The sequence below is a fragment of the Curtobacterium sp. YR515 genome, from assembly GCF_900113095.1.
Taxonomy (GTDB): Bacteria; Actinomycetota; Actinomycetes; order Actinomycetales; family Microbacteriaceae; genus Curtobacterium.
Window position 1 is genome coordinate 841,729 of the sequence record NZ_FOOD01000001.1, and the last position, 13,222, is coordinate 854,950.

Consider the following 13,222-nt stretch of genomic DNA (forward strand, 5'->3'; position numbering starts at 1 on the left):
CGCACCCGGCATGTGATCGGGGGCCTCTGGCAGGATCGGGGCATGACCACGCCCCGCCTCGTCGCCTTCGACCTGGACGACACCCTCGCCCCCTCGAAGTCCGCGCTCGACCCCCGGATGCTCGAGACCTTCGCGTCCCTGCTCGAGGTCGTGCCGGTCGCGGTGATCTCCGGCGGCAACTTCCAGCAGTTCGAGCAGCAGCTCGTTGCACCCCTGCGGCGTCGCGACGGGCTCGTGCTCGACGACCTGCACCTCCTGCCGACCTGCGGCACCGCCTACTATCGGTGGACCGGCGACGACTGGGCGCTCCAGTACGCCGAGGACCTCACCGACGAGCAGAAGGCGCGCGCCCTGGCCGCGGTCGAGGCCGAGGCAAAGGCCGCCGGGTTCTGGGAGTCCGAGACGTGGGGCCCCATCCTCGAGGACCGCGGTTCCCAGATCACGTTCTCCGCGCTCGGCCAGTCCGCTCCGGTGGACGTGAAGAAGCAGTGGGACCCGACGGGCGCGAAGAAGGACGAGCTCCGTCGGCGCGTCCAGGCCGAGCTGCCCGACCTCGAGGTCCGTTCCGGTGGCTCGACGAGCGTCGACATCACCCGCAAGGGCATCGACAAGGCGTACGGCATGCAGCGCCTGGCCGAGATCACGAGCGTCGCGCTCGACGACATGCTGTTCGTCGGCGACCGCCTCGACCCCGAGGGCAACGACTACCCGGTGAAGGCCCTCGGCGTCCCCTGCCACGCGGTCGAGGGCTGGGAGGACACCGACGCGTTCCTCACGGAGCTGATCCCCACCCTGCGCTGACGCGCCGACGGACGGGAGGCGCGGCGAACCACTCAGGGGATGCTGCGGACCGCCTCGACGAACGCCCGGATCTTCGCCTCGTCCTTCACGCCGCGCTCGGACTCGACCCCGCTCGACACGTCCACGCCGTCCGGGTCGAGCGACCCGATCGCCGCGACAACGTTGGCCGGCGTCAGCCCGCCCGCGAGGATCCACGCCTCGTCGACCTTCCCCGTGATCGAGGCGGGGTCGATGAGCCGCCCGCTGCCGGGCACCGCGGCGTCGAGCAGGAGCAGGTCGTGGTCGTACGACGCGCGCTGTTCCGGCGTCTCGGCCAGGTAGTCCTCGGCCGCGACCGCCCGGATCGTGAAGAACCCGGCGTCGCGGGCGCGCGCGAAGTCCGTGGCCGACTCGCCGCCGTGCAGCTGCAGCGTGGTGAGCCCCACGGCCGAGGCGATGCCGACGACCTCGTCGATCTCCTGGTCGCGGAAGACCCCGACCGCGTCGATGCCGTCCGGCACCCGCTCGACGAGCTCCTTCGCGAGGTCCGCCGTCACGGTCCGGGGGCTGCCGGCGGCGAAGACGAACCCGACCGCGTCCGCACCCGCATCGATGGCGGCGTCCACGGTCGCAGGGGTCGACAGGCCGCAGATCTTGATCCATCGCTGGTCGGTCATGCCGTCCATCCTGCCAGGGACCCCGGAGGTGCGGAGCGGCCGCCGGTACGGGGTGCGCGGCGGCCGTGCGACCGGCCTAGTGCAGGGTGCCGGCGACGTAGGACGCCCCGCAGGCGACCAGGACGCCGAAGGCCGCGAACGACCCGACGAGCACGTTGCGCCGCCGCCAGCGCCGCACGGTGACGAACGTCCCGCGCTTGGCGTGCCGGTGCGCGGCACGGTGCAGGCGGTGGTCGCGCTTGTGCTTCACACGCTGCGGTCCCAGCGGCACCGGACCGGTGATCTGGGCCGAACCACCGCGGAGGGCGTTCGCGATCGCCACCGCGGTCGGGCGGCGGTCGGGGTTGCGCGCGGTCATCTTCGCGAGGAGGTCCCGCCACTCCGGCGCGATGCCGTCCGGGATCTCGGGGTCGTGGCGGAGCCGTGCGAGTGCCGCCTCGATGAGGGTGCCGGAGTACTCCTGCTTGCCGGTCAGGGCCTCGAGCAGCACCAGTCCGAGCGAGTAGACGTCGGTGGCGAAGCCGATCGGTTCCCCGGCGACCTGCTCGGGGCTGAGGTACGCGGCCGTGCCGATGATGGTGCCGTCGTTCGTCAGGCGCGAGCCGTCGACGAAGTGGGCGACGCCGAAGTCGGTGAGCTTCACGGTGCGCGCGAAGCCCGACGAGCCCTCGTCGCTGATGAGGATGTTCGCCGGCTTGACGTCGCGGTGGACGATGCCGCGCGAGTGCACGTACGCCAGCGCGTCGGCCAGCTGGGCGCCGAGGTCGGCCACCTCGTAGTTGTGCAGGGCGCCCCCGGCGAGCCGGCGCAGGAGCGTCGTGTCCGCGATGAGCTCCATCACGATGTACCGGTGCGGACCGTCCTCGAAGTCGTGGGTGCCGGCGTCGTACAGCGGGATGAGCCCCGGGTGCGACAGCATGCTGAGCAGCCGGATCTCGCGCTCTTGGCGGACCCGGTCGGCCGTGGTCATCGACTCGGGCGTGGCGAAGAGCTTCACGGCGACGGCACGGTAGGTGTGCTCGTCACGTGCTTCGTAGACGGATCCCATGCCGCCCGTGCCGATGAGCTTCACGAGGCGGTAGCGGCCCGAGAGGACCGTTTCCGACCGTGTGTCGTTCAGCAGGGTCATGGCTGATGTCGTTCCGTCCGGAGCCGGTGTTCCGTGGCAGTTGCCAACGTGGTGACTCACCCACTACGGTACGCGGCCGCCCCGTGATCCGCGCGGACGTTATGACATCGTGATCGGCCCACTTCCCTGTGTTCATGCGGATGCATCGGGGTACAGTCCGACGTCCGAACAGGTGAGCGATCACGCAAGGAGGACACCATGGCGCTGTCGAAGGGCGACACCGTGCACTGGAACACGTCGCAGGGGAAGACGACCGGCACGCTCGTGCAGAAGCGGGTCTCGGACTTCGAGTTCGACGGCCAGTCGTTCAAGCCGAGCGACGACGACCCGTACTGGATCGTCGAGTCGGAGAAGTCCGGCAAGCGCGCCGCCCACAAGGAGTCGGCGCTGACGAAGGCGTGAGCGCTCAGTCGCCGGCGGGCTCGGCGCGACGACGGCCTCGGGCAGCCACTGCGCCGTGCTCGGTGCGCTGGTTCCGCTCGGCCCGGATGCGTCGGACCCGTCGGACGACGAACGTCACCACGACGACGGCGATCGCCACGTAGAGGACCCGGTCGATCCACTCGGTGTACTGCTCGACCTTGTCGTACTGGGTCCCGAAGGCCGCTCCGAGCAGCACCAGGGCGCTGTTCCAGATCCCGCTCGCGATGATCGTGAACACCGAGAACGTCCCGAGGTGCATCCGGTCCGCCCCGGCCGGCAGCGAGATGAGGCTGCGGACGATCGGCACGAACCGGCCGAAGAAGACCGCGCTCTTGCCGTGCCGGTGGAACCAGTCCGCCGCCTTGCGGAAGTCGTCCTCGTCGACGAGGGGCAGCTTGCCGAGCCAGCGCGTCGTCCGCTCGAAGCCGATGACGGCGCCGAGCCAGTACAGCACCAGTGCGCCGAGGTAGGAGCCGAGCGTCGCGAGCAGCAGGACGAGCACGAGGTTCATCCGGCCGGCACCCGCCAGGAACCCGGCCAACGGCAGGATCACCTCGGACGGGATCGGCGGGAAGACCGTCTCGACGAAGAGCATCAGCGCGACGCCCCACTCCCCCAGGGCGTCGATGAGCTGCAGCACCAGGCCGGAGAGCCCGCCCATCTCGGGGTCCGCGGCGGAGTCGCCGGCGGCGACGGTCATGGTGTGGGCAGGCGCAGCCACGGCAGTCGTCATCCCCCGATGGTGCCTGAGTGCCCTGTCAGGACCCGGCACGCAGCCTGGACGTCAGCCGAGTCCCATGTGCGTCGTCCGGACGTGGGTCAGGGAACGGGCGAGGGCGCCGCGGGCCACGGCGTCGCGGCCGACCGTCGACGGGACGATCTCGACGGGGTGCCGGAGCTGCGGCGTGACGATCTCGGTCAGGGCCTCGCAGAACACCGGGGCCGCGGGCAGGACCTCGCCCCCGACGACGACCACCTCGGGGTCGATCGTCGCGATGAGCTGCACGACCCCGGGCGCGACGTCCGCGGCGAGCGCCCGCACGGCCGCGGCGGCGTCCGGGTCGCCCTGCCCGGCCGACGCCATGACGGACTCGACGTCCGTACCGGGGGCGATCCGCGCCTCCAGTCGGGCGGGTGCGCCGGGCCAGCCGGTCGATGCCAGGCCGCCCATCTCGCCGGCCGCCCCGCGCGCACCGCGTGCGAGGGACCCGTCGACCAGGTAGGCCGCGCCGATCTGGCGACCCATCACCAGGTACAGGCCGTCCTGCACGCCGCGGAAGCGTCCCCACATCGCCTCGGCGGTGGCGGCGAGCTTGGCGTCGTTGTCGAAGAACGTGGTGGCCGTGGGGAACAGGTCGCCGATCCGGCCGGGGACCCGTCGCTCGACCCACTGCGGGACCGCGACGGTGTAGTCGATCTCGCCGGAACGGTCCACGACGGCCGGGACCCCGAAGGTGGCGGCGAGGAGCCGCGACGGGTCGGTGCCCTCGACCAGACGACGGACGACGTCCTGCACGCTCTCCCACGCCTGCTCGGCGGAGGCGAGGTCGGTGTAGACCTCCTCGACCCGGGCGAGCTGCCGACCGCGGAGGTCCGAGCGGAGCCCCACGATGCCGTGCAGACCGAGGTCGACCCCGAGCACCGACCCGGCCCCGGCGTCCGCGCGGAACCGCTTCGCGCGGCGACCCGCCTTGTTCGGCGTGGCGATCGCCTCGGCCTCGGTGACCCACCCCTCGTCGACGAGGTCGGCCAGCGCCGCCTCGACCGTGGGGCGCGACAGGCCCACGGTCTGCCCGAGCTCGGTGACGGTGTGCGAGCCGTCGTCACGGAAGAGCTCCGCGAGGAGCGCACGCGAGTTGATGAGTCGGAGCATCCCCGGTGTGCTGCCGACGACACCGTTCGGAAGCGTTGACACGGTCTCGTCCACGGCCATAGCCTCCATATTACGAAAGATCATTGAGGAATGGTGGACTCCGACATGCTCATCCCACGGCCGCGCCGCACCGAACCGGGTGCCGACGCCTTCGCGATCACCCCGTCGACCCGCATCGCCGCAGACGCCGCGAGCGAGTCGGTCCGACTGTACCTGCAGCAGACCCTGCGGGGGTCGACCGGGCTGCCGGTGCGCGACGCCGACGACGCGGCCGGGGTCGACACCGCGCGCACGGACGTGATCGCACTCCGTGTCGCCGACGACGACACGCTCCCCACCGGACCGGCCGGTGACCGCTCCGAGTCGTTCCGGCTGCTGGTCACGGCCGACCGGGTCGAGATCACCGGCGGGGGCCCGGCGGGCGTCTTCTACGGCGTCCAGGCGCTCCTGCAGTCGCTCCCGGCCGACGTCTACCGCAAGGGCCGGGTCGGCACCGGCCCGTGGACGGTCCCGGCGGTCACCGTCGAGGACGCCCCCGCGTTCGCCTGGCGCGGCGTCATGCTCGACGTCGCCCGGCACTTCCGCACCAAGCACGAGGTCATGCGGGTGATCGACCAGCTCGCCGCGCACCGGCTCAACCGACTGCACTTCCACCTCACCGAGGACCAGGGGTGGCGCATCGAGATCCGGAAGTACCCGCGCCTGACCGAGGTCGGCTCGTGGCGGAAGGAGTCGCAGGTCGGGGCGCACGTGCCGGACGCCGACGGGGTGCTGCACCCGGCGGCGTTCGACCGCCGTCCGCACGGCGGCTACTACACCCAGGACGACATCCGCGAGATCGTCGCCTACGCGGCCGACCGGTTCGTCACCGTCGTCCCCGAGATCGAGACGCCCGGGCACGTCCGCGCCGCCCTCGCCGCCTACCCGTCGCTCGGCGTCTCGGGCGAGCCGATCGACGTCTGGACGGAGTGGGGCATCGCCGAGGACGTCCTCAACGCCGAGGAGTCCACGATCGCCTTCTTCCAGGACGTCCTCGACGAGGTCATCGCCCTGTTCCCCTCCGAGTACATCGGCGTCGGCGGCGACGAGTGCCCCAAGGTCCAGTGGGAGGACGACCCCCGCACGCAGGAACGCATCCGCGAGCTCGGCCTCGACGACGAGGAGCAGCTCCAGGCGTGGATCATCGGCCGGCTCGCCTCCCACGTCGAGTCGCACGGGCGGCGGGCGTTCGGGTGGGACGAGATCCTCGAGGGCGGCACGCTGTCGAAGTCCGCGACCGTGCTCTCGTGGCGCGGGCTCACCGGCGCCCGGACCGCGGCGAAGCGGGGCCACGACGTGATCTCCGCCCCGGACGACCAGGTGTACCTCGACTACCGGCAGAGCGACCTCGAGACCGAGCCCATCCCGGTGTCGATCGTCCTGTCCGTCGACGACGTGTTCGCCTTCGACCCGGTGCCGGCGGACCTCACCGACGCCGAGCGCGCCCACGTGATCGGTGGCCAGGGCAACATGTGGACCGAGCACGTGGACACCGCCCGCAAGCTCGACTACCAGCTCTTCCCGCGGGTCACCGCCCTCGCCGAGGCGCTCTGGTCGGCCGACGTCACCGGGCCCCGAGACGTCGCCGAGTTCCGGGGGCGGCTCGCCGAGCACCTCGCTCGGCTCGAGGCGATGGGGATCGAGTACCGGCACGACGCCGGGCCGTTCCCGTGGGAGCAGCGGCCGGGGGTGCCGGGGCGGCCGCACTCGCGCGAGGAGCGTGCGGCCTACATCGACGCCGTCACCGCGAACATCGCGGACTGAGGCCCGGCCGCCCGCGCGCGCGCAGGCGCTGCGTTTCGTGAGCAGAAACGGTCGGGTCGTACGTGCCCACCCGACCATTCCTGCTCACGAAGTGCGGTGGTCGCGACCACGGACTGACGGACGGACGGGAGGCGCGGTGCCAGCCGGCCCCCCTCCCTCGCAGGCTCGGTCGGCGCGCCCCGCGCAACGCTTCGCGTTGCCGCTGAGCGGGGCGCGCCCGTCCGTCAGGTGGTGACGACCACTACACGGCGACCGCCACGCGGTCGTCCGCCGTCTCGGACACGGCTGCGTCCGCCGCCGGCGCCCGCCGCACCCACTTCTTCAGCCCGACGAGCACGAGCGCCGACACCACGGTGCCCGCGAGGATCGCGACGATGAACATCGCCACGTCCCCGATCGCGAAGAACACGAAGATCCCACCGTGCGGCGCCCGCGAGGTCACGCCGGCAGCCATCGAGATCGCACCCGTGACCGCGGCACCGACCATCGACGCCGGGATGACGCGCAGCGGGTCGGCCGCCGCGAACGGGATCGCACCCTCGGAGATGAACGAGGCACCGAGCAGCCACGCGGCCTTGCCGTTCTCGCGCTCGGGCTTCGTGAACCCCTTGCGGTAGAGCACGGTCGAGGCGAGCGCCAGGGCCAGCGGCGGGACCATGCCCGCGGCCATCACGGCCGCCATGATCTCGAACGGGACGACGTTCGTCGCGGATCCGGCGCCGAGGCCGGCGACCGCGAACGCGTACGCCACCTTGTTGACCGGGCCACCGAGGTCGAACGCCATCATCAGGCCGAGGATGATGCCGAGCAGGATCGCCGAGGCGCCGGACAGCGAGTTGAGGAACTCGGTCAGCTGGGTCATCAGCCAGGCGATGGGCCCGCCGAGCACGAGCAGCATGAGCCCCGAGGCGATGATCGACGCGAACAGCGGGATGATCACGACGGGCATCAGGCCACGCAGCCAACGCCAGGTCGGGATGCGGCCGATCCAGTAGGCGGCGGCACCGGCGATGAGACCACCGATCAGGCCACCGAGGAACCCGGCGTTCATGAAGACGGCGATCGAACCGGCGACGAAGCCGGGCGCGATGCCGGGTCGGTCGGCCATGGCGTAGGCGATGTACCCGGCGAGCGCTGCCACCAGGAACCCGAGCGACACGCCACCGATCTGGAACGCGGCGGCGCCGAGGTAGTACGCCAGACCCTCCGGCGGCAGGTTCAGGAGCGTGTAGTTCGTCAGCGTGTAGACCGCGTTGTTCTGCCCGGAGTCACCGTGGGTCAGCGCGATGCCGTAGCCGGCGAGCAGGAAGCCGAGCGCGATGAGGAGCCCGCCGCCCGCGACGAACGGGATCATGTAGCTCACACCCGTGAGCAGCCAGCGCTTGAGCGCCTGCCCGAAGTGCTCGTCCTTGGCGGTGCTCGAGCCGGCCTCGGCCGCGTTGCCGTGCACGCGTGCGGCGTTCGGGTCGTCAGCGGCACGGAGGGCCTCGGCGATCATCTTGTCCGGCTCGTCGACACCGCGCTTGACCGGGCCGGCCACGAGGGGCTTGCCGGCGAAGCGGCCACGGTCGCGGACGTCCACGTCGACCGCGAAGACGACGGCGTCGGCGCGGGCGATGAGGGCCGGGTCGAGCGGCTCGACCTGCGAGGACCCCTGCGTCTCGATGTGCATCTCGGCACCCGCGCGCTGGGCCGCGGCGACGAGGGCGTCGGCTGCCATGTAGGTGTGCGCGATGCCGGTCGGGCAGGCGGTGACGCCGACGAGCACCTTGCGTGCTCCGGCGGTGGACCCGGCCGCGTCGCCGTCCGCGGCGTGCGTGGCGGCGGCGGGTCGCGCCTCCTGGCCGGTGGCGGTCGCACTGGAGGCGCTGCTCGCGGTGCCGACGCCGGCCTGCGCGACCTCGCCGCTCACCTCGCGGTCGACGAGGTCCACGATCTCCTGCGGGGTGGCGGCGGCGCGGAGGGCGGCGGTGAAGTCCTCGCGGATGAGCGCACGGGCCAGGGTCGAGAGGACCGTGAGGTGGTCCTTGTCGGCCCCTTCGGGCACGGCGATCATGAAGACGATGTCGGCGTCGCCGTCCGGGGCGCCGAACGACACCGTCCGGGCGAGGCGGCTCATCGCCAGGGTCGGCTCGGAGACCGACGCGGACCGGGCGTGCGGGATCGCGATGCCACCGGGGACGCCGGTGCCGACGCTGGCCTCGCGCTTGATCGCGTCAGCGGCGAGGGAAGCCCCGTCCGCCGCGCGGCCGGTGGCGGCGACGCGGTCGGCGAGGACGCGGATGACGTCGCTCGAGGTGGCGCCGAGGTCCTCGTCGAGACCGACGAGCTGGACGCTGATGAGGCGTGGACTCGTGTTGACGGACATGGGTTGCTCCTTCGCAATGGCGCTGGGGGCGCGGGTGCTGCGGGGTTGAGTGTGTGTGCGGGGGTGGGTCAGGCGGGTTCGGGCGCTCGCTCGAGCGCTCGGACCTCGATGCCCGACGGGTCGGTGTGGTCGAGTGCGGGGACGTCGCTGCCAGGGAGGGCGGCGGCTGCCGCTCCGGTGGCGACGGCCTGGGCGAGGCGCTGCTCGGGCGACTGCCCGGCGACCTCGGCGAGCAGGTAGCCGGCGAGGGAGGAGTCCCCCGCGCCGACGGTCGAGCGCGCCACGATCCGGGGTGCTGCGGCCGCGTAGCTCCCGTCCTCCGTCACGAGGACGGCTCCGGCGCTGCCGAGCGTGAGGAGCACGGTGCCGACGTTCTTGTCACGGAGGCGCTGCGCCGCGATCGCTGCCGCGTCGACGTCCCGCTCGAACTCGTCCGGGTCGCCGCCGACGACCTCGGCGAGCTCCTCGGCGTTCGGCTTCACGAGGTCGATCCGCTCGCCCGACTGCAGCAGCGCGGTGAAGGGGACGCCCGAGGAGTCGACCGCGATCCGGACGTCGTCGCCGTGGCGCTGCCGGACGGCTCGGACGAGGACCGCGAGGGCGTCGTCCGGCAGCCCCGGGGGCAGGGAGCCGGCGAGGACCACCCAGCGTGCGACGGGTCCGGTCGCGGTGGCACCGGCGGTGTCGGCGACGAGGGCCGCGAGGTCCTCGAGGCGACCCGCGAGCGACGGACCGGGCTCGTTGAGCTTCGTCGTCGTGCCGGTCGGCTCGGTCACCGTGACGTTCGAGCGGAGCGGTGCACCGATCGGGAGGGCCGCGGTCGGGATCCCGCGCGTCGCGAGGCCGAGCAGCACCGGGTCGAGCTCGTCGCCGGGCAGCACCGCCACGGTGTCGCCGCCGCTCGCGACGACGACCCGGGAGACGTTGACGCCCTTGCCTCCGGGCTCGGCCGTGGAGCGGGTGGCGCGCTGGACGGCGCCGCGCTGGAGTTCGCCGGCGAGCTCGATCGTGCGGTCGAGGCTCGGGTTCGGGGTGACCGTGACGATGCGGGTGCTCAAGCTGCTGCGTGTCGTGTTCGTGTTCGTGTTCGTGTTCATGCGACGACCACCTCGACGTCGGCTTCGGCGAGCGCTCCGGCGAGGTCGGCCGGCGGCTCCTGGTCGGTGACGATCGTGTCGATCTCGTCGAGCCGGGCGAACCGCATGAGCGCCTCGACCCCGTGCTTCGCCGCGTCCGCGAGCACCACGCTGCGCCGGGCCGCGAGGACGTACGCCCCCTTCACCGCCGCCTCGTACTCGTCCGGCGTGCTCAGGCCGAAGCCCGCGGACAGGCCGTTCGTCCCGACGAAGGCGATGTCCGGACGCAGCGCGCCGATCTGCTCGACCGTGGCCGTCCCGACGGCGGCGCTCGTCACCCCGCGGACACGGCCGCCGAGCAGGTGCAGCTCGACGTGCTCGCTGTGCTGCAGGGTCGCGGCGATCGGGACCGAGTTCGTGATGACCGTGAGGGTCGCCCCGGCCGTCGCGGGCTCCCAGCGGGCGAGCTCGGCGGCGACCGCGGCGCAGGTGGTACCGGCGTCGAGGGCGATCGAGCCGGTGAAGGTCGGCGGGACGAGGCGCATCGCGGCCCGGGCGATGGCGGACTTGGCGGAGTTGTGCTGCCCCTCGCGCTCGGCGACGGAGAGCTCGACGACGCTCGATCGTCCGACCGGGACCGCTCCCCCGTGCACGCGGCGCAGGAGGCCGGCGGACTCGAGGGCGTCGAGGTCACGTCGGACGGTCTCGGTCGTGACGTCGAAGTGCTCGGCGAGGTCGGCCACGGACACGCGGCCGGCGTCCTGCAACGCTGCTGCGATCGCGTCGTGCCGCTCGGTTGCGTACATGCCCGAACTCCTTCGTTCCCGTGGGTTTCGAGAAGAGTACGTCCGGATGCCACACAAACGCAACCGTTCCGTGCCGGAACCAACACGGCCGCAGGTCGGCGGGCCCGCGGCCCGCCCGATCCCACCCAGGCCGGTCCCACCCACGGCCGAGGTCGCACGAACTGCCGCCCGCACGCCCCCCGAACGGGACATCGTGCGACCTCGGCGGAACGCAGACGGCAGGTCGTGCGACCTCGGCGCCGCCCCCATCCCCGCGCGCCCGACACACACCCTGGACACGACGACGCCCCGACCCGCCGAGGCAGGTCGGGGCGCGGTCGTCCCGGACGTCGAGCGCGTCAGCCCTTGACGGCCCCCGCGGTCATCCCACTCACGAGCCGCCGCTGCACGATGAGGAAGAACACCACCACCGGGATCGAGAACAGCACACTCGCCGCCATGAGCCCGCCGAAGTCCGTCCCCTTGTTCGTCGAGAACCCCGCGAGCCACACCGGCAGCGTGTACATCCCCTGGTCCTTGAGCATCACGTAGGCCGTCAGGTAGTCGTTCCACGCAGCGATGAACGCGAACACACTCGTGGCGATGACCCCCGGCATCACCAGCGGGAACAGCACGCTCCACAGGATCCGGAACGTCCCCGCACCGTCGACCTTCGCGGCTTCCTCGATCTCGACCGGCACCGCGACGAAGAACCCGCGCATGACCCAGATCGAGAACGGCAGCACGCTCGCGACGTAGGCCAGGATCAGCCCGATGTAGCTGTTGAGCAGCCCGAGCGACTGGAACGACAGGAACAGCGGGATGAGCAGAGCACCCGACGGGATCATCTGCACGAAGAGGATCGCCACGAGGATCGCCCGCCGGCCACGGAACCGGAAGCGCGACAGCGCCGCCGACGCCAGGAACCCGACGACGATCGACAGCAGCACGGCCGCCACGACCACGATCGCGGAGTTCCGCAGGTACACGAGGAACCCGTCCTGCGTCAGCGCCCGCGTGAAGTTCTCGAGCGTCGGCCGCAGCGGCAGCCAGATCGGCGTGAGGGTCGTCACTTCGTCCGACGGCTTGAACGCCGTGTTCACCATCCAGTAGATCGGGAACACCCAGACCAGGCAGAAGACCACCGCGATCGTGTTCGCCACGACCCGCGGCCTGCGTCGGCGCGCGCGCACCGGCGCGATCGGACCGGGCCTGGAGGCGCGCCCCGCCCCCGTGACGTCGGGTTGCGTCTCGGAAGCGGTCGCCCCGGTGACACCGGGCGTGGTCGTCGTCGTCACAGGTCTTCCTCCCCGCTCCGGACCAGCCGGCGGATGTAGTAGCTGGTGAGCGCCCCGAGGATCAGCGTCGAGATGACGGCGATCGCCGCGCCCTGCCCGTACGCGTTCGACACGAAGGACTTCACGAACGTCCAGATGCCGAGGGTGAGCGTGGTGTCCTCGGGCCCGCCCTTGGTGAGCAGCCAGATCTGGTTGAAGACGTTGAAGTCCCAGATCACCGAGAGGATCGTGACGAGCAGCAGCGTCGGCACGAGCGCCGGCAGGGTGATCGAGCGGTACATCGCCCACGCGGACGCCCCGTCGAGCGCCCCGGCCTCGTAGTACTCGGGCGCGATCTGGGACTGCGCGGCGTAGAGCGTCAGCGCGACGAACGGCACCGCCTGCCAGATCACGAGCGAGAGCACGATCGTCAGTGCCTGCCCGGGACTCGACGCCCAGTTGTCCTGCGTGTGGTCGCCGAACACCCCGAGCTGGGTGATGAGCCAGTTGAGCACGCCGTAGAAGGGCTGGAAGAGCCACTGCCAGACCAGGCTCGACGCGACGTTCGGCATCGCCCACGCCAGCACGAGCACGACGCTCACGACCGTGCGCATGACGACACCGAGCCGGGTCAGCAGCTGGGACACCGCCATGCCGATGCCGATGGTCCCGATCACCATCGCGCCCGTGACGAGCACGGTGCGCAGCATGACCGGCCAGAAGCTGGCGTCGGTGAGGACGTTCGTGTAGTTCGTGAAGCCGGCGAACCCGGCCTGCCCGGTGAAGATCGCCCGCAGCCCGTAGTCCTGGAATGAGATGACCACCAGGCGGACGAGCGGGTAGACGACGAGCGCGAGGAGCAGCAGCGCAGCCGGTGCGAGCAAGACCAGCGGCGCTCGGGACGAGGTGAGCGATCGACGTCCTGCGCGACCGCCCGGCCCGGTGGGACCACGACGCCCCGTCGACCCACGCCGGGTCCCCGGCTCGGCCTGCGCCGAACCGGGGACCCGCTCCGCAGTGGAGGTCATCGA

The 13,222-nt window shown here is 71.9% G+C and carries 12 protein-coding genes; 3 read left to right on the top strand and 9 right to left on the bottom strand.

Annotation, left to right across the window (positions count from 1 at the left end):
* Positions 1 to 42: 42 nt before the first annotated feature.
* Positions 43 to 801, top strand: a complete 759-nt coding sequence (locus BM028_RS03930) for an HAD-IIB family hydrolase (RefSeq protein WP_071294424.1) — start codon at positions 43 to 45, stop codon at positions 799 to 801.
* Between the two features lie 32 nt (positions 802 to 833).
* On the opposite strand, the gene BM028_RS03935 is transcribed toward BM028_RS03930, so the two are convergent.
* Positions 834 to 1,457, bottom strand: coding sequence for a phosphoribosylanthranilate isomerase (locus BM028_RS03935; protein WP_092384658.1), 624 nt, complete (start codon positions 1,455 to 1,457; stop codon positions 834 to 836).
* A gap of 76 nt (positions 1,458 to 1,533) precedes the next feature.
* Positions 1,534 to 2,586 carry a serine/threonine-protein kinase gene (locus BM028_RS03940; RefSeq protein WP_071294423.1) on the bottom strand — a complete coding sequence of 351 codons (1,053 nt, stop codon included), beginning with the start codon at positions 2,584 to 2,586 and terminating at the stop codon, positions 1,534 to 1,536.
* Between the two features lie 198 nt (positions 2,587 to 2,784).
* Between BM028_RS03940 and BM028_RS03945 the strand changes: the two genes are divergently transcribed.
* On the top strand, positions 2,785 to 2,988 hold the full coding sequence (locus BM028_RS03945) for a hypervirulence associated TUDOR domain-containing protein (protein ID WP_070417065.1): 204 nt from the start codon (positions 2,785 to 2,787) through the stop codon (positions 2,986 to 2,988).
* A 4-nt stretch (positions 2,989 to 2,992) separates the two neighbouring features.
* On the opposite strand, the gene BM028_RS03950 is transcribed toward BM028_RS03945, so the two are convergent.
* Positions 2,993 to 3,742 carry a DedA family protein gene (locus tag BM028_RS03950; protein WP_254789382.1) on the bottom strand — a complete coding sequence of 250 codons (750 nt, stop codon included), beginning with the start codon at positions 3,740 to 3,742 and terminating at the stop codon, positions 2,993 to 2,995.
* A gap of 51 nt (positions 3,743 to 3,793) precedes the next feature.
* Positions 3,794 to 4,924, bottom strand: a complete 1,131-nt coding sequence (locus BM028_RS03955; protein ID WP_175475671.1) for an ROK family transcriptional regulator — start codon at positions 4,922 to 4,924, stop codon at positions 3,794 to 3,796.
* A gap of 48 nt (positions 4,925 to 4,972) precedes the next feature.
* On the opposite strand from BM028_RS03955, the gene BM028_RS03960 reads away from it, so the two are divergent.
* Positions 4,973 to 6,685, top strand: coding sequence for a beta-N-acetylhexosaminidase (locus BM028_RS03960; RefSeq protein ID WP_092384660.1), 1,713 nt, complete (start codon positions 4,973 to 4,975; stop codon positions 6,683 to 6,685).
* Positions 6,686 to 6,926: 241 nt separating this feature from the next.
* Here the strand turns inward: BM028_RS03960 and BM028_RS03965 are convergent, their stop codons facing one another.
* From BM028_RS03965 to BM028_RS03985, 5 genes are all read right to left on the bottom strand, one after another.
* Positions 6,927 to 9,053 (bottom strand): PTS fructose transporter subunit IIABC, encoded by a 2,127-nt coding sequence (locus BM028_RS03965; RefSeq protein ID WP_092384662.1) that lies wholly within the window; start codon positions 9,051 to 9,053, stop codon positions 6,927 to 6,929.
* 68 nt (positions 9,054 to 9,121) lie between these two features.
* Positions 9,122 to 10,150, bottom strand: coding sequence for a 1-phosphofructokinase family hexose kinase (locus BM028_RS03970; protein ID WP_092384664.1), 1,029 nt, complete (start codon positions 10,148 to 10,150; stop codon positions 9,122 to 9,124).
* Positions 10,147 to 10,935 (bottom strand): DeoR/GlpR family DNA-binding transcription regulator, encoded by a 789-nt coding sequence (locus BM028_RS03975; RefSeq protein ID WP_070417069.1) that lies wholly within the window; start codon positions 10,933 to 10,935, stop codon positions 10,147 to 10,149. Before BM028_RS03975 ends, BM028_RS03970 begins: the two co-directional genes overlap by 4 nt.
* 338 nt (positions 10,936 to 11,273) lie before the next feature.
* Complete coding sequence (locus BM028_RS03980) at positions 11,274 to 12,212, bottom strand: carbohydrate ABC transporter permease (RefSeq protein WP_254789383.1); 939 nt, start codon at positions 12,210 to 12,212, stop codon at positions 11,274 to 11,276.
* Complete coding sequence (locus tag BM028_RS03985) at positions 12,209 to 13,219, bottom strand: carbohydrate ABC transporter permease (protein WP_083295087.1); 1,011 nt, start codon at positions 13,217 to 13,219, stop codon at positions 12,209 to 12,211. Before BM028_RS03985 ends, BM028_RS03980 begins: the two co-directional genes overlap by 4 nt.
* Between the last annotated feature and the right edge of the window lie 3 nt (positions 13,220 to 13,222).

What these genes read in the sequence shown, in the direction of transcription:
- BM028_RS03930 (WP_071294424.1), top strand. Translation starts at nt 43, where the DNA reads ATGACCACGCCCCGCCTCGTCGCCTTCGACCTGGACGACACCCTCGCC.
- BM028_RS03935 (WP_092384658.1), bottom strand. Translation starts at nt 1,457, where the DNA reads ATGACCGACCAGCGATGGATCAAGATCTGCGGCCTGTCGACCCCTGCG.
- BM028_RS03940 (WP_071294423.1), bottom strand. Translation starts at nt 2,586, where the DNA reads ATGACCCTGCTGAACGACACACGGTCGGAAACGGTCCTCTCGGGCCGC.
- BM028_RS03945 (WP_070417065.1), top strand. Translation starts at nt 2,785, where the DNA reads ATGGCGCTGTCGAAGGGCGACACCGTGCACTGGAACACGTCGCAGGGG.
- BM028_RS03950 (WP_254789382.1), bottom strand. Translation starts at nt 3,742, where the DNA reads ATGACGACTGCCGTGGCTGCGCCTGCCCACACCATGACCGTCGCCGCC.
- BM028_RS03960 (WP_092384660.1), top strand. Translation starts at nt 4,973, where the DNA reads ATGGTGGACTCCGACATGCTCATCCCACGGCCGCGCCGCACCGAACCG.
- BM028_RS03965 (WP_092384662.1), bottom strand. Translation starts at nt 9,053, where the DNA reads ATGTCCGTCAACACGAGTCCACGCCTCATCAGCGTCCAGCTCGTCGGT.
- BM028_RS03970 (WP_092384664.1), bottom strand. Translation starts at nt 10,150, where the DNA reads ATGAACACGAACACGAACACGAACACGACACGCAGCAGCTTGAGCACC.
- BM028_RS03975 (WP_070417069.1), bottom strand. Translation starts at nt 10,935, where the DNA reads ATGTACGCAACCGAGCGGCACGACGCGATCGCAGCAGCGTTGCAGGAC.
- BM028_RS03985 (WP_083295087.1), bottom strand. Translation starts at nt 13,219, where the DNA reads ATGACCTCCACTGCGGAGCGGGTCCCCGGTTCGGCGCAGGCCGAGCCG.